The organism is Flavobacterium segetis (assembly GCF_900129575.1).
Taxonomy (GTDB): domain Bacteria; phylum Bacteroidota; class Bacteroidia; order Flavobacteriales; family Flavobacteriaceae; genus Flavobacterium; species Flavobacterium segetis.
In genome coordinates this window covers 84199-102162 of record NZ_FQWE01000010.1, presented here as the reverse complement: position 1 = coordinate 102162, position 17964 = coordinate 84199, and the positions used below count along the sequence as shown (strand labels likewise).

At 32.6% G+C, this 17964-nt stretch carries 18 protein-coding genes and 1 pseudogene; 10 read left to right on the top strand and 9 right to left on the bottom strand.

All coding sequences use genetic code 11. The annotated features are described in order from the left end of the window. Window positions 1-6 precede the first annotated feature (6 nt). The gene (locus BUA99_RS13255) at window positions 7-636 is read left to right on the top strand and encodes an IMPACT family protein (protein WP_072993274.1); all 630 of its coding nucleotides are present in this window, start codon (window positions 7-9) and stop codon (window positions 634-636) included. 31 nt (window positions 637-667) lie between these two features. Here the strand turns inward: BUA99_RS13255 and BUA99_RS13250 are convergent, their stop codons facing one another. Further along, window positions 668-1072 (bottom strand): acyl-CoA thioesterase, encoded by a 405-nt coding sequence (locus BUA99_RS13250; protein ID WP_072993271.1) that lies wholly within the window; start codon window positions 1070-1072, stop codon window positions 668-670. Between the two features lie 184 nt (window positions 1073-1256). On the opposite strand from BUA99_RS13250, the gene dnaA reads away from it, so the two are divergent. The 4 genes from dnaA (at window position 1257) to BUA99_RS13230 (ending at window position 5136) form a co-directional block, all read left to right on the top strand. Then, window positions 1257-2684, top strand: a complete 1428-nt coding sequence (gene dnaA / locus BUA99_RS13245) for a chromosomal replication initiator protein DnaA (protein ID WP_072993268.1) — start codon at window positions 1257-1259, stop codon at window positions 2682-2684. 7 nt (window positions 2685-2691) lie between these two features. Beyond that, window positions 2692-3159: a low molecular weight protein-tyrosine-phosphatase gene (locus BUA99_RS13240; protein WP_072993264.1), complete on the top strand. Its 468-nt coding sequence runs from the start codon at window positions 2692-2694 to the stop codon at window positions 3157-3159. A 106-nt stretch (window positions 3160-3265) separates the two neighbouring features. Then, window positions 3266-3988, top strand: a complete 723-nt coding sequence (locus tag BUA99_RS13235) for an SAM-dependent methyltransferase (RefSeq protein ID WP_072993261.1) — start codon at window positions 3266-3268, stop codon at window positions 3986-3988. Between the two features lie 266 nt (window positions 3989-4254). Beyond that, window positions 4255-5136, top strand: coding sequence for an SDR family oxidoreductase (locus BUA99_RS13230; RefSeq protein ID WP_072993258.1), 882 nt, complete (start codon window positions 4255-4257; stop codon window positions 5134-5136). A 139-nt stretch (window positions 5137-5275) separates the two neighbouring features. Here the strand turns inward: BUA99_RS13230 and BUA99_RS13225 are convergent. From BUA99_RS13225 to BUA99_RS13215, 3 genes and pseudogenes are all read right to left on the bottom strand, one after another. Next, a pseudogene (locus BUA99_RS13225) lies at window positions 5276-5806 on the bottom strand (YceI family protein). Window positions 5807-5841: 35 nt separating this feature from the next. Next, entirely contained in the window at window positions 5842-6594 is a 753-nt protein-coding gene (locus BUA99_RS13220) for a pirin family protein (protein ID WP_072993255.1), read from the bottom strand. A gap of 91 nt (window positions 6595-6685) precedes the next feature. Beyond that, a complete protein-coding gene (locus BUA99_RS13215; protein WP_072993252.1) occupies window positions 6686-7264 on the bottom strand; it encodes a Crp/Fnr family transcriptional regulator in 579 nt (192 codons plus the stop codon). A 146-nt stretch (window positions 7265-7410) separates the two neighbouring features. Here BUA99_RS13215 and udk point away from each other — a divergent pair, with 146 nt between their 5' ends. The 4 genes from udk (at window position 7411) to scpA (ending at window position 12124) form a co-directional block, all read left to right on the top strand. After that, window positions 7411-8019 carry a uridine kinase gene (gene udk, locus BUA99_RS13210; protein ID WP_072993249.1) on the top strand — a complete coding sequence of 203 codons (609 nt, stop codon included), beginning with the start codon at window positions 7411-7413 and terminating at the stop codon, window positions 8017-8019. A 179-nt stretch (window positions 8020-8198) separates the two neighbouring features. Further along, on the top strand, window positions 8199-8528 hold the full coding sequence (locus BUA99_RS13205) for an FtsB family cell division protein (RefSeq protein ID WP_072993246.1): 330 nt from the start codon (window positions 8199-8201) through the stop codon (window positions 8526-8528). Between the two features lie 38 nt (window positions 8529-8566). Continuing rightward, window positions 8567-9931 (top strand): methylmalonyl-CoA mutase subunit beta, encoded by a 1365-nt coding sequence (locus BUA99_RS13200; RefSeq protein WP_072993243.1) that lies wholly within the window; start codon window positions 8567-8569, stop codon window positions 9929-9931. A gap of 57 nt (window positions 9932-9988) precedes the next feature. Continuing rightward, window positions 9989-12124: a methylmalonyl-CoA mutase gene (scpA, locus tag BUA99_RS13195; RefSeq protein WP_143151774.1), complete on the top strand. Its 2136-nt coding sequence runs from the start codon at window positions 9989-9991 to the stop codon at window positions 12122-12124. 113 nt (window positions 12125-12237) lie between these two features. On the opposite strand, the gene BUA99_RS13190 is transcribed toward scpA, so the two are convergent. The 5 genes from BUA99_RS13190 to dapF all read right to left on the bottom strand — a co-directional run bounded on the left by BUA99_RS13190 (window position 12238) and on the right by dapF (window position 16345). Then, entirely contained in the window at window positions 12238-12879 is a 642-nt protein-coding gene (locus BUA99_RS13190) for a peptidoglycan-binding protein LysM (protein ID WP_072993236.1), read from the bottom strand. A 97-nt stretch (window positions 12880-12976) separates the two neighbouring features. After that, window positions 12977-13888, bottom strand: coding sequence for a DUF2279 domain-containing protein (locus BUA99_RS13185; RefSeq protein WP_143151773.1), 912 nt, complete (start codon window positions 13886-13888; stop codon window positions 12977-12979). A gap of 2 nt (window positions 13889-13890) precedes the next feature. Continuing rightward, a complete protein-coding gene (mltG, locus tag BUA99_RS13180) occupies window positions 13891-14931 on the bottom strand; it encodes an endolytic transglycosylase MltG (RefSeq protein WP_072993230.1) in 1041 nt (346 codons plus the stop codon). Window positions 14932-15010: 79 nt separating this feature from the next. Further along, on the bottom strand, window positions 15011-15544 hold the full coding sequence (locus tag BUA99_RS13175; protein ID WP_072993226.1) for a GNAT family N-acetyltransferase: 534 nt from the start codon (window positions 15542-15544) through the stop codon (window positions 15011-15013). Between the two features lie 18 nt (window positions 15545-15562). Further along, window positions 15563-16345, bottom strand: coding sequence for a diaminopimelate epimerase (dapF, locus tag BUA99_RS13170; RefSeq protein WP_072993223.1), 783 nt, complete (start codon window positions 16343-16345; stop codon window positions 15563-15565). 139 nt (window positions 16346-16484) lie between these two features. On the opposite strand from dapF, the gene BUA99_RS13165 reads away from it, so the two are divergent. Next, a complete protein-coding gene (locus BUA99_RS13165) occupies window positions 16485-17885 on the top strand; it encodes a trypsin-like peptidase domain-containing protein (RefSeq protein ID WP_072993220.1) in 1401 nt (466 codons plus the stop codon). The last annotated feature ends 79 nt before the right edge of the window (window positions 17886-17964 follow it).

Genomic DNA, 17964 nt, shown 5'->3' with positions numbered 1-17964 from the left:
AGTTTTTTGGAATTAAAAGACACTTACAATACAATAGCAAATTCATCAGATGTAGTACTGTTTAAAGAAAAAAATAGTAAATTCTTTGGATACGCGTTTCCTATCTTATCAGAAGACGAAGTCAAGCCTATAATAGACGTCTTGCGAAAACAACACCCTCATGCTGGACATTTTTGCTATGCTTACCAAATAGGGGCTGAATCTATATCCTACCGTGTAAATGACGATGGAGAACCAAGTAATAGCGCAGGAATGCCTATTTATGGTCAAATTCAGTCATTCACTTTAACAAATATCCTAATTGTTGTAGTAAGAATTTTTGGCGGAGTTAAACTTGGAGTGGGTGGCCTAATTACCGCTTACAAAAAAACGGCACAATTAGCTCTAGATAATTGTGAGATCATCGAAAAAACTGTTAATATTCATTTTATAATTTCTTTCGACTACCAAAACATGAACAAAGTAATGCGAGTCATTAAAGAAAAAAAACTCGAAATTATAAGTCAAGAGATGGAAATAAATGAAATTTCAGAAATTCCAATGGGCAAAATAGAGATAAAAATACGAAAAAAAAATGCCGAAAATGTGTACGACATTTTTAATTCAATTTTTGGAATAATAGTTCAACGGCTATAATTTTCGTTAAAAAGCATCATGGTGTTGCCCTTTATTCCATTGCCTTAAACAATTCTAAAATATAATCTGGCGGACTTACTGGTTTGCCAGATATTAACGACACAAAAACTAAAATAAATTGGGCAGTTGTTAATAACTCATTAGTTTCATTATAAATTGCACAATCAAATTCTATCTTGACAGACGACTGGCTTTTAAAGATGGTGTGAATCGTTAGTAACTCATCATAACGAGCTGGTTTTTTATAATTGATGCTCATGGAAACGATAGGAAGCGCAATACCACTTTGCTCCATGCTTTTATATGAAATCCCTTTGTTTCTAAGCCATTCGACCCTTCCTATCTCAAAATATGGGATGTAATTTCCATGATAAACTACACCCATTTGGTCCGTTTCTGAATACCGTACTCTCACTTCTACTTGATGATCTTTCATTATTTTTATATAAAATTTTAAAACTTTTTAAGCGTCCTTACAACAATAATTCGGGAAATTATTACCCTATATATTTTTTTTTACAGAAAATTGTTCACATATTTGTTACCCCGATAATTAATAATAAAACCTCTTTTTTTTAGTAAGATAAAAATTACCAATTAAAAACAATTTAATAGAATCTATGAACAAAACTGCTCAATCAGTATGGGAAAACTGTTTGTCTTTTATAAAAGACAACATCCAAGATCAAGCCTACAAAACTTGGTTTGAACCAATCAAGTCAGTTGAACTTACCGATAATGCATTGTACATTCAAGTTCCAAGTAAATTTTTTTATGAATGGTTAGAAGAACATTACGTGAAATTGTTAAAGGTAGCGCTTACTAAAGAACTTGGTAAAAATGCAAAGTTACTTTATAAAATCAGAATGGAAAACACTTACGGCAACAAACAACCTTTTACAGAGCAATTGCCAAGTGCTAATAGAGTTTCTATGAAGCCGCAAGAAGTTGATGCTCCTTTTAAAAACTTAAATCCAGAACTTAAAAATCCATTTGTAATACCTGGTATCCGTAATTTAAAAATAGAATCTCAATTAAATGCGAATTACAGTTTCGACAATTTCTTAGAAGGAGATTCAAATAGATTAGCAAGATCTGCTGGAATGGCTGTTGCCAATAAACCAGGAGGAACTTCTTTTAATCCTTTATTAATTTTTGGTGGAGTTGGTCTTGGAAAAACACATTTAGCTCATGCTATAGGTGTGGAGATAAAGGATAAATATCCTGAAAAAACGGTTTTGTATATTTCTGCTGAAATATTTACTCAACAATATATAGATTCTGTTAAAAAAAATAATAGAAATGATTTCATTCACTTCTATCAATTAATCGATGTTTTAATTATCGATGATGTTCAATTCCTATCTGGCAAATCAGGAACTCAAGATGTGTTCTTTCATATTTTTAATTATTTACATCAAAACGGGAAACAAGTCATTTTGACTTCTGATAAAGCTCCTGTTGACATGCAAGATATTGAACAACGTTTATTATCTCGTTTTAAATGGGGATTATCAGCTGAAATTCATCAGCCTGATTACGAAACACGTATTTCTATCTTGAAGAATATACTTTACAGAGATGGTGTACAAATTCCGGAAGAAATCGTGGAATATGTTGCACGTAATATTAAATCAAATGTCAGAGAACTTGAGGGTGCGATCATCTCTTTAATAGCTCAATCTTCATTTAATAAGAAAGAAGTTACTCTAGAACTTGCAAAAAGCGTTGTTGAAAAATTCGTTAAAAATGTAAAAAGAGAAATTTCTATTGACTACATTCAGAAAATTGTATCTGATTATTTTCAATTAGATCTAGAAACTTTGCAATCAAAAACAAGAAAAAGACACGTTGTACAAGCGAGGCAACTAGCTATGTTTTTTGCAAAGAAATTCACTAAAGCTTCATTAGCAAATATTGGTTCTCAAATAGGAGACCGAGATCATGCCACCGTCTTACATGCTTGTAAAACTGTTGATAATCTAGTTGCAACAGACAAACAATTTAAAAAATTTGTTGAAGACATCCATAAAAAACTAACGTTATAAGCGCATCATGTCCATAAAAATTTTAATGGTTTGTTTAGGAAATATTTGCCGTTCTCCATTGGCAGAGGGAATATTAGCCTCAAAACTTCCAGCAGAAAAATTTAAAGTTGATTCAGCAGGAACGGGAGATTGGCATATTGGCCATTCGCCTGACGACCGCTCGATAGCTGTTGCAAAAAACAATAATATAAATATTTCCAATCAAAAAGGTCGTCAATTCAATACAACTGATTTTGATGCTTACGATTATATTTATGTAATGGATAGCTCTAATTATAATAATGTTTTAGAGCTAGCACAAACACAAGACCACAAAGATAAGGTCAAATTAATTTTGGATGAATTATTTCCAAACGAAAAAGTGGATGTACCTGATCCTTATTTTGGTTTAACTAATGGATTTGAAATTGTTTATAATATGCTAGATGAAGTTTGCGATGTGATATCAACAAAACTTATAAAAAAGTATTCCTAGTCTTCGACTTTATAATTTAGTAAATTTTTTAAGTTAAATTATCTCGATTTATTTACCGTCAGTGAAATCTAACGATCAAAAATAACTACCACCATAAATAATCCATATGAAATCAAATACTGTTTTAGGAAAACTTTATTTAATCCCAACAACAATGGGAGATTGCAATCCTATGGATGTTTTACCACAAACCGTTAAACGTAGTATTGATTTTATTGATTATTATATTGTTGAAAATGATAAAACTGCTAGAAAATCGATAAAAGAAGTTAATCCTGAGAAAAAACAGTCAGAATTAAAACTTTTTGTATTAAACAAACATACTGAAATTAAAGAACATTTAGACTTCATAAAACCGTTGTTAGCGGGGATCAATATGGGTTTAATGAGTGAAGCAGGCTGTCCTGGAGTTGCTGATCCTGGTGCTGTTATTGTTAAACTAGCACACGATCGAGGAATTCAAGTTATTCCGTTAGTGGGACCTTCGTCAATACTTTTGGCAATGATGGCATCTGGAATGAATGGTCAAAGTTTCACTTTTCATGGTTACCTTCCCATAGAAAAAGACGAAAAAAAAGCCAGTTTTAAAACATTAGAAAGAGTATCATTCGAAAAAAATCAATCACAAATTTTTATCGAAACTCCGTATCGAAATAATAAATTATTAGAAGATTTACTTCAAACGCTCCATCCAGAAACTCATCTTTGTATTGCTACTGATATTACCTTACCTACAGAGTACATTAAAACAAAAAAAATTGCTTCTTGGAAAAAAGAAACTATTGATCTACACAAACGTCCCACCATTTTCATCATTCACAAAATGTAACTTTTGCAATGATGAGTTTTTTTATAGGAACTTGACTTTAATAATTAAGTAATTTATTTTTAAGCTATTAGTTTCTTGGTCAAAAGACAACTCACATCAGCTCAATAATCTATTTTTCATTAGAGTAATGGCATAAATAATCTCTAATTAATCTTCGTTCATAAACGAATTTGCAAAAATTATAAAATTTCACCTCATTGAAATTTAATTTTATTATGCGTGCATAGTATTTTTATTCCCTATATTTACGAATAAAAATAAATATTATGAGTTATACAGATAAGATGTTACGAGACGATGCGCTAAAAGGAAAAGTAATTGTAGTAACAGGCGGCGGAAGCGGTTTAGGAAAAGCAATGACTAAATATTTTTTAGAATTAGGTGCGCAAGTTGCCATAACTTCGAGAGATTTAGAAAAACTTAAAAATACTGCAATAGAATTAGAATCAGAAACTGGAGGAACTTGTCTTCCCATTCAATGTGATGTTCGTCATTATACAGAGGTAGAAAATATGCTTCAGGAAGTTTTGAAAACCTTTGGAAAAGTTGATGTTTTACTTAACAATGCCGCCGGAAATTTTATCTCTCCAACTGAGCGGTTATCTGCTAATGCATTTGATACCGTAATTGATATTGTTTTGAAAGGCACAAAAAACTGTACACTTGCTTTTGGAAAACATTGGATTGACACTAAACAAAAATCATCAACAGTTTTGAACATAGTAACTACCTACGCTTGGACTGGTTCAGCATACGTAGTTCCTAGCGCTACTGCAAAAGCTGGAGTTTTAGCCATGACACGAAGCCTTGCTGTAGAGTGGGCTAAATATGGCATTCGTACAAATGCAATTGCACCAGGACCATTTCCAACCAAAGGCGCTTGGGATAGATTATTACCGGGAGATCTAGCCGAGAAATTTGATATGGCTAAAAAAGTACCAGTGAAACGAGTGGGTGATCATCAAGAATTAGCCAACTTAGCAGCCTATTTAGTGTCTGACTTTTCAGCTTACATAAACGGAGAAGTTGTCGTTATCGATGGTGGAGAATGGCTAAAAGGTGCTGGACAATTCAATCTTTTAGAGGCCATTCCTGAAGAACTTTGGGATCAATTAGAAATGATGATTAAAGCAAAAAAGAACAAATAAGATTAATAAGGGAACGTCACATATAAAAACTCCCCAAATAATGAGTTATTATTTGGGGAGTTTTAAATTTTATAAAAAACTCTAATACGACTATTAGGTTATTGTTATGGCTTCAATTTTACTATTTTTGTATGGTTCATTATTGTTTGACAAATTGTAATTCAATTATCAAACGCACTTCTTCTCCAACCAAAACTCCTCCAGTTTCAAGTGCTGAATTCCAGTTTAATCCCCAATCTTTTCTATTAATTTTTCCTTCTAATGAAAAAGCTCACTTAGTATTTCCCCAAGGATCCGTCATTAATCCACTAAATTCTGTAGGCATTTTTATAGATTGAGTTACTCCATGCATGCTTAAATCACCTATTAAATCGTATTTACCATCATTTATTTTTGTAAATGATGTTGCAGTAAATTTAATTTCAGGAAACTGTGCTGAATCAAAAAAGTCAGGACTTATTAAGTGCTTATCTCTATCGGCATTACCAGTAGAAATAGAATCAATTGCTCCTGTAAATTCAATTTTAGCATTTTCAAAATCAATAGTATCTGATTCAATTGACGCATCAAATTTCGTGAACTTACCTGAAATATTAGTGAACATCATGTGTTTCACTTTAAAACCAATTTCTGAATGAGTTGGATCTATTATCCATTTTGTTGTTGACATAATTTTATGGTTTAAATTGATTATAATTATTTAGATTATAATTCCATCGGTACTTCCATTATCAAAATTTCTGCCTCATCTGAATTAGCAATTACTTTTATCGAATCTGTATTCCAAATTCCTAACCCATCACGTTCATTTAACTTAATTTCTCCTATTGTAAAATCACCTTTCAGAACAAAAGCATAAATTCCGTTTCCTGCTTTTTTTAATTGATAACTGCTTGAGAACGCTTTATCAAATCTTCCGATATGAAACCAAGCATCTTGATGAATCCAAACGCCTTGATCATTTGAATTAGGAGATAAAATTTGCTGCAGTTTATTCCGTCGATCTTTTAGATCAAGCGAAATTTGATCGTAACGCGGAGTTACATTTTTTTTATTTGGATAAACCCAAATCTGCAAGAACTTAACAAATTGATTGTGATTCTTATTTTTCTCACTATGGAAAATACCTGTTCCGGCACTCATAATTTGGATATCACCTTCTTTGATAACCGTGGTGTTTCCCATACTATCTTGATGCTCTAAATCCCCTTCGAGAGGAATAGAAATAATTTCCATGTTATCATGTGGATGTTTTCCAAAACCCATTCCTTGATTTACCCTGTCATCATTTAATACTCGCAACACACCAAAGTTCATGCGGTCGTTATTTTGATAATTGGCAAAACTAAAAGTATGATACGATTCTAACCAGCCATGATCAGCATGCCCGCGAGTATTCGCTTTGTGTAAAATATAATGACTTGATTTCTGATCTTGTAAACTGTTGATATTCTCCATTTTCTATTGCTATATTTCTATGGTACAAAATTGAGCCAAAAGAAAAGCAATTGCATTGAACTAGGACAAGAAATAAAATAAATGACAAATATTATTTTGCCATTTTTTTTCTAATTTTACTAAGAAATTCAGGTGAAATACCCAAATAAGAAGCGATATAATGCTGCACAACTCGTTGTGGAAGTGCTGGATATTGTTCAAGAAATTCAACGTATTTTTCTGTTGCAGTTTTAGAAATAGTGTTGAATAAACGATCTTGCGTTGCTGCTAAACTGCGTTGCATTAAAATTCGAAAGGCGCGTTCAAATTTTGGTGCTTTGCTGAACAATTCTTCTTTACTTTCTGGGTTAAATAGGAATAATTGGCAATCCTCTAAGGTTTCTATATAAACTCTACTTGGATTTTTTTCATAAATGCTAAACGAAATATCACTAATCCAAGCATTTTCGATAGCAAACTGAAGAATTACTTCTAACCCATTCGTATCAATATAATATTTCCGCACGCACCCTTTGATTACAAAAGCTTCAAATTTACATATTTCGCCTTCATGAAGTAGAATAGTTTTCTTAGGAACAACACTATATTCTAAAAGAGAATTAAAAATCTTTAATTCATCTAGATTGAAAGATACATAGCGCTCTATATTCTTGTTGATTTGGAAATACACTTTTCTAATTTTTAAAACCTAAAGGTAAATAATGTTTGTCAATAGTGATCAATAAATATATTACACTAGCAAATATTCTACTAAAATAAAATTCACTGCAGATTAAATCCCTACTTTTGTATTTATATTAACACAATAAGAATTTTATGCTCATTATTGGAATTGCAGGTGGTACGGGAAGCGGTAAAACAACCGTTGTACATCAAATTATGAATGAATTGCCTCAAACAGAGGTTGGAATTATTTCTCAAGACTCCTATTATAAAGAAAATCATGGTCTATCATTTGATGAGCGAGCTTTAATTAACTTTGATCATCCTAGAGCTATTGATTTTGAGCTTTTAGTTGGACATTTAAAGGAATTAAAAAAAGGAAATAATATTCATCAACCTGTATATTCCTTTGTTACTCATAATAGAACTGATGATACGGTTTTTACACATCCTAGAAAGGTGATGATAGTTGAGGGAATTTTGATTTTAGCAAATCCTGAATTAAGAGACTTATTTGATGTAAAAATTTACGTTCATGCTGATTCTGACGAAAGATTAATTCGAAGGATGAAGCGCGATATCGCTGAAAGAGGTCGTGACATGCACGAAGTAATAAATCGATATCAAACAACTTTAAAACCGATGCATGAACAATTTATTGAGCCTACAAAAGCGTTTGCTGATATTATAATTCCTAATGACAAGTACAATACGGTTGCCATAGATGTTGTAAGAGCTGTAATAAATCAAAAAATTTTATGATTTTTAATAGTTAATTCAAACCTACGAATCTAAGATTAATAATACTGTATGTCATTTAGTATGGTTGTCGCGTCAAATCTATCTTTAGTTAGATAGTGTAAATAATTATGGTTTCAATGCACCTTACTTAATTAGTGGCGCTATTAAAGAATAGGTATTATTGGCAAAAATGAAAAAAAATGAAAAATCCATATAAAAATAAATCTTGGTTCAAATTAGTTAGTAATAAGTATGTTTGGGTGCTTTTATTTTTTTTTACATGGATACTTTTCCTTGATAACTACTCCTATTTTGATCATCGTATATTAGATCAACAAATTGAAGATTTAGAAGATAATGCGACTTACTACCAGCAGGAAATAAAAAAAGATAAGAAGAATATTAAACAATTAAAAAACTCTGAACAGATAGAAAAATATGCTCGAGAAAAATATTATATGAAAAAGGATAGCGAAGATATTTATATAATAGAATTTGAAAGTGACACAACTAAACAAGGCAATAACTAATATTTATTATTATTTAAAACTGCATAATTACAACTAAAATGGCTACTACTCTATTCGATGATTTCGATCCAATATCCTCTAAACAATGGAAACAAAAAATTCAGTTTGAACTAAAGGGAGCTGATTATAATGAAAACCTAGTTTGGAATTCTCCTGAAGATATTCAAGTAAAACCCATTTACCATAAGGACGAATTCGATAAAAAGTATTCAGTCACCACAAATGCATCTAAATTTAAAATTTGCCAAAATATCTTTGTTTATGATGTAGATAAATCTATTGAACGAGCAAAAGATACCTTAAGCCGTGGAGCAGAAAGCCTGAGGTTTTCTATAGACAATGAATCAATAGATGTCATTAATCTTTTAGAAAATTTACCGTTAGATGATATTACAATCTATTTCAATCTTAATTTTATTTCAATCGATTTCGTTAAAAAAATTGAAACTTTTGCTAAGAAGAACAAAACTATTATTTTTTGTAATTTGGATCCAATTGGCCAACTAGCGAAAGACGGAAATTGGTTTTCAACTAAAGAAAAAAATAATTTTGAAACGCTGAATATACTTTCAAAACAAACAAAGTCAATCTCTCTAATAAGTATAAGTGCAACCTTGTATCAAAATGCTGGAGCAAATATGGTACAGCAACTTGCTTATAGCATAGGCCAAGCTAATGAATACTTTAATAGGATAAAATCAATTAATAAACCTATCGTTTTTGAAGTTGCAGTGGGTACAAATTACTTTTTTGAAATTGCAAAATTACGAGCATTGCGGATTTTATTTAACTTAGTTGCTAAAGAATACAATCATAATTTAGAATGTAATATCATTGTTTCGCCTACAAAAAGAAACAAAACACTTTACGACTACAACATTAATATGCTGCGCACTACAACAGAGTGTATGAGCGCAATTCTTGGCGGTGCTGATGCAATTGCAAACTCACCGTACGATGCTCTATACCATAAAGACAACGAATTTGGTGATCGAATTGCTCGTAATCAATTGCTTATATTAAAAAATGAAAGCTATTTTGACAAAGTCAATAATCCTGCTGACGGAAGTTACTATATTGAAAGCCTGACTAATCAGCTGGCGGAAAAAGCACTAGTTTTATTTAAAGAAATTGAGTCTAATGGTAGTTTCTTAAAACAACTTAATGACGGAATTATTAAAAGAAAAATCCAAGAAAGCGCCGAAGCAGAGCAAAATTTATTCGATTCAGGAAAAGAAATTTTACTAGGTACAAATAAGCATCCTAATAAACAAGATCGAATGAAGCATGATCTTGAATTGTTTCCGTTTGTAAAGAAAAATCCGAGAAAGACATTAATTACTCCTATTATTGAAAAGCGTTTAGCTGAAAAAATAGAGCAAGAACGATTAAACTTAGAATAAAATAAAATTCTTTTTATAAAAAATTTATCAATAAAAGGATAATTTGTAAATAAAATAATGAGAAAAGACATACAGCACTTAACGTTAAAGCAGGAGGACAATAGCAAATCAATTTCTGAAGAGAAAAGCTATCTAACCGCAGAAGGCATTGAACTTAAACCAACCTATTCTGAGCAAGATATTGAACAACTAACTCATCTTGATTTTGGAGCTGGCTTTGCGCCAAATTTACGTGGGCCTTATACAACAATGTACGTTCGCCGCCCTTGGACAGTGCGACAATACGCAGGTTTTTCTACAGCTGAAGAAAGCAACGCTTTTTATAGAAGAAACTTAGCTGCAGGGCAAAAAGGACTTTCAATCGCGTTTGATTTACCAACTCACCGCGGTTACGATTCTGATCACGAACGCGTTGTTGGTGATGTTGGGAAAGCTGGAGTTGCAATTGATTCAGTCGAAGATATGAAAGTATTATTTGACCAAATTCCGCTAGATGAAATGTCTGTTTCTATGACTATGAACGGTGCTGTTTTACCAATCATGGCTTTCTATATCGTTGCTGCCGAGGAACAAGGTGTGAAACCTGAATTACTTTCTGGAACAATACAAAATGATATATTGAAAGAGTTCATGGTGCGAAATACATACATTTATCCGCCAACGCCCTCGATGAAGATTATAGCTGATATTTTTGAGTATACCAGTAAAAATATGCCAAAATTTAATTCTATTTCAATTTCTGGCTATCACATGCAGGAAGCAGGAGCCACCGCCGATATTGAATTAGCATACACCTTAGCTGATGGTTTAGAATACATAAGAACAGGACTTGCGACAGGAATGAAAATTGACGAATTCGCACCGCGATTATCTTTTTTCTGGGCTATTGGAATGAACCACTTTATGGAAATTGCTAAAATGCGTGCTGGAAGAATGATATGGGCAAAATTAGTAAAACAGTTTGCGCCTAATGACGATAAATCCTTAGCACTGCGCACTCACTGCCAAACATCGGGTTGGAGTTTAACAGAACAAGATCCTTTTAACAATGTAGCTCGAACATGCATCGAGGCAACTGCTGCGGCTTTTGGAGGAACTCAATCGCTACATACCAATGCGCTAGATGAGGCAATAGCCTTACCAACAGATTTTTCTGCTAGAATTGCAAGAAATACGCAACTATATTTGCAAGAAGAAACTAAAATTACTAAAACTGTCGATCCTTGGGCTGGAAGTTATTATGTAGAAAGTTTAACTAATGAAATTGCTGAGAGCGCTTGGAAATTGATCGAAGAAGTAGAAGAGTTGGGTGGAATGACAAAAGCTATTGAATCGGGAATTCCAAAACTTAGAATCGAGGAAGCTGCAGCTAGAAAACAAGCTAGGATAGATAGTGGTCAAGATATTATTGTAGGTGTAAACAAATATCGTTTAGAAAAAGAAGATCCTTTACAAATATTGGATGTTGACAACCAGATGGTTCGGAAACAACAATTAGAGCAATTAGACCGAATAAAAGCAACCAGAGATTCTGAAAAAGTGAAAAATTCATTAGCGCAATTAATTCATTGTGCTAAAACTGGAGAGGGGAATTTGCTAGCCATAGCAGTTGAAGCTGCAAGAAATAGAACTACTCTAGGAGAAATTAGTGACGCACTAGAAACAGTATTTGGAAGATATAAAGCACAAATTAAATCCTTTAGCGGTGTGTACAGCAAAGAGATAAAAGACGATAAAAGTTTTGAGAAAGCAAAACTAATGGCTGATGAATTTGCAAAACAAGAAGGCCGTAGACCACGAATCATGATTGCAAAAATGGGCCAAGACGGGCACGACCGTGGTGCTAAAGTTGTTGCTACTGGTTATGCTGATGTTGGTTTTGATGTTGACATAGGTCCTCTTTTTCAAACACCTGCCGAAGCAGCCAAGCAAGCTGTTGAAAATGACGTTCACATTCTTGGAGTATCGTCACTCGCAGCAGGACACAAAACATTAGTTCCGCAAGTTATAGAAGAACTCAAAAAATACGGTAGAGAAGATATTATGGTAGTTGTAGGAGGTGTTATCCCTGCTCAAGATTATCAATTTTTATTTGATGCTGGAGCCGTAGCGGTTTTTGGACCGGGAACAAAAATAAGTGAAGCAGCGATAAAAATTATTGAAATATTAATGGGAAGTTTTGAAGAAATTTAAAGACTATTATCTTTATTTAACCTTCAATTGAAGTAACAGTAGAATATCTATTTATAAAAAACAAGGCTGTTACTTCTAACAGCCTTGTTTTTTATATTTATGTCTTGATGCGATTATATGTTTTTAGCTTTTGCATTAGCATTAGCTACAATAAAGGAAGTATCGTAACCTCCAAAAACTTTCATATATCCGCGTATCGAAGATCCATACGCATCAGTAAAATTACGTTTTCCGTTGTATCTGAAAAATTTCTTCACGGAGCCGGCACCTCCGAGATGTGCCGCTGCCAATATGCCCGATTCTGTGATATGAAGACCGTTTAAAACAGTATCGCTATACTTTTTAATTTCATCTTTTAGTTCCCATTTATTTTTTGCTAATAAAGCTAAAAAAGCTTTTTCTTGAAGTTCTGGACTATTAAGAAAAGCAGTTTTATCATGTATACCAACAGATTTTAGTGTTTCAATACCAAACTGGTATTTACCCATATAACCTAAGGAATTAATTTTCTTGTATTTACTTTGAGATTCTTTAAAGCCAACAGCCTCTCTAAAACCTACAAAGAAATTTCCAGTAAAAGGGATGTTTAAATTATTGTATTCTTCTTGTTCTTGAGATGGAAATAAGTAGTGGGAACCATCTTCTTCATTAATAAGAAACCAAGGGTTAGTTTCTAAATTTAAAGGTTTAAAGCCGGAGCTTAAAAAAACTGTAATTACAGTCAAACTTGTATAAAAATACCATTTCTTTATCATAAATTGTTTTTCTTCAAAACGCTGTCCCGTTAAGAAATTTCTAAGTGCAAAGATACAATAAAAATATTTAAGCTGATTATCAAGTAGTTAAATTTTTCTAAAAATAGATAAAGTGGTGTTTTATATCATTAAATCGCCTGAATTCCAATGTGGGAGCTGGTACTTTGACGGTATTCAAAACAGAAAAAACAGTCTTTAAAAATCGAGAATCAGTGTTAATTTTTGTTAAATCGATATCTACACTAAGATAAAACTGCCTAAATCGGGCTGGATTAGAACCTGAAAAATTTGTGTTTTGAGCGTTTCCGGTTATCATTCCATTAGCACTATAACCTAAAGCAATGTTCAACCATTTTGGGATTTTAGAACCTTTTGCAAATGAATGTAAATTAACAGATAGCCAATACGTTTGACCATTATAATCTTTCAAAATTTGTTCAGAAAAAGACTTTCCTAAAACTTCCGGTCGGAGTTCAGCAAATTTTGTAGTGTGAAAAGAAAATTTAGGTATAATTCGTTGCTCTTTCCAAAGTAATTCTTGTGAAACATACAGCGCAGTTCCAGTAGCATTTGCCATTATATCTCCAGATGAAGCGCCCCATTGACTAGAATATCCATCTAACACCTCTACTGCTGTCAAGAATGCAAATCCTAAACCTGCACCATAAATCAACTGATCTTTTCTGGAGGAGCCACTCCATTTAAGCATTTCTGATCCCAATCGCCCTAGATGATAAGATGAAAAAATATGTCCCACTTTGTCCATCTGAAGCCATTCAAAATTGTCATTTATAAAATGAAATTTAGATCGAGGATAATCAGCATACCAAAGTTGGTTTAAAGCCGCAAGCGTTCCTGCTGCAAGTATTGATTCAGAAATAATTATTGTATTTTGCCTTTTTAAATTTAAAGAATCAGCCGGTTTAAAAAAATTATTGAATTGGCTATTTTGGGAATAGCCTATTTGAAAACCAAATGTTAAAATAAATAAAGCTCTTACAAATTTCAAAACTATCTCTTTACACCTTTACTGTTGATCCAATCTGAATATTTCTTTGCGTTTTTATTGTGTTCCTCTAAAGTTACCGCAAATTCATGGTATCCAAATCGATCTACACTAGCACAGAAATAGATGAAATTATTTTTTTCAGGATTTAACACTGCCTCTAGCGCCGTTATATCTGGCATGGCTATAGGGCCAGGAGGAAGTCCTAAATTCATATACGTATTATAAGGATGACTCATTAATAAATCATTGTAAAAAACGCGCTTGATCACTTGTTCGAAATCATTTGACTTCTTTTTGATTGCAAAAATGACTGTTGGATCTGCTTGAAGTGGCATGCCGGCTCTTAAACGGTTTAGATACACTCCAGCAATTCTAGGTCTTTCGTCTTTTTTTACCGACTCTTTATGAACAATAGAAGCTAAAATAGTAGCTTCTATTGGCGTAAATCCTTGCTTTTCAGCTTTAGCAATTCTCTCTTTATTCCAAAAATTACGGTATTCCTTAATCATTTTATCCCGGAATTTTATAGCCGTAGTATTCCAATAAACCTCATAAGTATTTGGGATAAACATAGCCAAAATATTATCCTCGTTAAAACCATTTTCTTTCATAAAGATGGAATCCTTGAAAGAATTAAGCAACATTATACTGTCTGGTTCAATTTGCGAACCTACACGTCCGGCTAAATCTTCTATTCGTTCTTGATTATTAAAGGCTAATTTCACTGCAGAATTAAATCGCATGGCTTTTACTAATTCGTAACTATTCATTCCTTTCGTTATCAAAAATCTTCCTGGAATAACATTACCAGCGTAACCCCTTTTATCAGCAACCATATCAAAATGATTCATGTTTTGAATATATGGCGCTACTAATTCTTGCACATCCTTATATCTCGAATTCGTAGGAACATAAATGAACACTTCGCTATTGCTAAATTTTGTATTAGGAGAAAAAATTTGTCGTAGAACTACTGCTCCATATATCATTAAAATTGTGATTAAAACGACAGAAACTATTGTGATGATTTTTTTTGTACTCATTTTATGGTATCAATTATGGAAAATAGAAACGCTTTTTTTAAATTATTATTTGAGAGTTATAGAATTTGAATGCACAAGATTAAAAGTTATTATTTAATAATTGAAAAACAGCTTCGTCTTTATACTTTCCATTTATTAAAGTCCATTCTTTTTTTACACCTATCAATTCAAATCCAAATTTAGTAAAAAGTGCATTACTCGCTACATTTTCGGTACCTATATTTGCAAATAATTGATGTAAATTCAAATTGGTAAAAGCATATTCAATAAGCAACTCCAAGGCTTCTGATCCAATGTTTTGATTTCTATTTTCATTGCCTTGGATAACAATGCCAACTCCTGCCCTATTATTCTTTGGATCAAAATCAAATAAATCTACTAATCCCACGGCTGGAAAATCTTGATCTTGACAAATTGCTAAACGCAATTGCTTAGCCTCGTAAATATCCTGATGCGCATTTTCTAAATACTGTTTCACTAAAAACCTGCTATATGGCGTATTCGTATTACTAACTTCCCAAATACTTTGATCATTTTCAATGGCATAAATGAATTCAAGATCATTCGGTTCTAGTGCACGTATATAAATATTCTTTCCCTTTAGTGTTTTCATTTTTAGATGTAGCGTTTGTTAAATAGCAATTATTCCTTTAAAAACAAATTCAGCTGGTCCTTTTAATTTTACATTTGTAAAAAGAGATTTGTTTTTATCGAAGGATACTAGGAGTTTTCCGCCTTGCACATTTAAATTTACGGTCGAGGATTGAGTCTTATCTAGAATACTCATTGCAATTGCAACTGCCGTTGCACCAGTTCCGCAGGAAAGCGTTTCATCCTCTACTCCTCTTTCATAGGTGCGTAATGAAAATGTATTTTCATCTACCTGCTTCACAAAGTTGACATTGCTACCGACCTCTCCATATAAATCACCATATCGGATTCTAGCGCCATTTTCTTTTACGCCGTAATTTTCAAGATCTTCTACGAGCTGAACGTGATGTGGCGATCCCGTATTTAAAAAGACATAGTCTTGATTCACATTTACAGCATTAACATTGATCATTTGCAAAGAAACTAAACCATCATCACTAATGGTGGCATGATGTAAACCATCCATTGCAATAAATGTGGTAGTATTAATAATTACATTTAACTCTTTGGCGAAAGCAACTAAACACCTGCCGCCGTTGCCACACATGGAGCTTTGATTTCCATCAGAATTATAATAAACCATTCTAAAATCCGTCTCAACGTCATTTTCTAATAAAATTAAGCCATCGCCGCCAATGCCAAATTTTCTATCGCATAAATGTGCAATTAACTCAATGTTGTTTTTTGGAAAAAAATCAGTTCGATTATCTACCATTACAAAATCGTTTCCTGTTCCCTGATATTTATAGAATTCTAGTTGCATTGCAAGTATTGTTTAAAAATACAAAAGTACAAACTATTAACGTAATGTTAATCACTGTTAAAGAGCGTTAAACTATATTTCATAAAATGATTTAAGTGTTAATTTTGCAAATAAATAACTTTAATTATACAAAATTAATATGAAAAAATTTTCAACACTTTTCTTGGTTGCGCTGTTGAGTGGAGTTGTTACACTTGGAGCATATAAAGTATTATTTGACAGCAATGGATATTTTTCTAATAGTAATAATTCAGGTATTACAACCGCAGCAAATTCTTATGGTAAAAAAGTAGGTTTGTCCTCTGACATATTAGACTTTACGGAAGCTGCCGAAAAAACGGTTCATACAGTAGTTCACGTAAAAAATGTTTCTCGTCGCACGGTCAGTAACCCAATTTTAGAATACTTTTATGGATATAAGGGCGGTCAAACGCAAGAGCAAGTAGGAACTGGTTCGGGTGTAATCATATCCGAAGACGGTTATATTGTAACTAATAATCACGTGATAAAAGGAGCCTCAGAGATTGAAATTACTTTGAATAATAAAAAAACTTATCAAGCAAAACTCATTGGAACTGATTCCAAAATGGATATTGCTTTATTGAAAATTGATGCTGCTGAGAAATTACCCTATACTGCTTTCGCCAATTCTGATTCGGTTAGGGTTGGAGAATGGGTATTAGCGGTTGGAAATCCTTATAATTTAACATCAACAGTAACTGCGGGAATTGTTTCGGCAAAAGCCAGAGATTTAGATACAAGCGGTATTCAATCCTTTATTCAAACTGACGCTGCTGTGAATCCAGGAAATAGTGGTGGCGCCTTAGTTAACACAAGAGGAGAACTAATAGGAATTAATACCATGATTTCTTCTATGACTGGTTCTTACGTAGGCTATTCATTTGCTGTTCCCTCCAATATTGCTAGAAAAATCATTGAAGATTTAATGGAATTTGGAAATGTACAACGTGGAATTCTTGGAGTTGAAGGTGGTGAATTAAACGGAGTTGCTTCAAAAGAATTAGGAATTACACAAACACAAGGTTTTTATGTCAATAAAGTAGCTAAAAATTCTGGTGCAGAAAAATCAGGATTAATGAAAGGTGACATTATTGTAAAGCTAGACGAATTAAATATTGCCACATTTGCAGATCTTTCAGGCTATATCAATACAAAAAGACCAAATGACAAAATTCAAGTCACTTTTGTGCGCGATGGAAAAACTAAAGTTCTTCCCGTTACTTTAAGCAAAAATGAATTTTTTAGCACTGAATTTAAAGGTATTGAATTAGAAAACATTGAAGCAATAGATAAGAAAAAATTCAAAATTGATTACGGAGTGCGAATTAAAGCAATTAGTAGTCAAAGTTTAAAACAATATGAGAATGAGCTTGTAGGAAATATTATCTTAAGTATTGATAACGTTAAGGCTACAGATGTGGAAACGGTTGCCAAACTCTTAAATAAAAAAGAGGAAAGTCAAACAGTGCGTATTGAAATGATTAACAAAAATGGAGAAATTATGCGTGTGATTTTATAAAATCATTTTATTATTAAAATAAATACCATCTTGAAAATTTCAAGGTGGTATTTTTTTTCCAAACATTTTAAAAAATAGC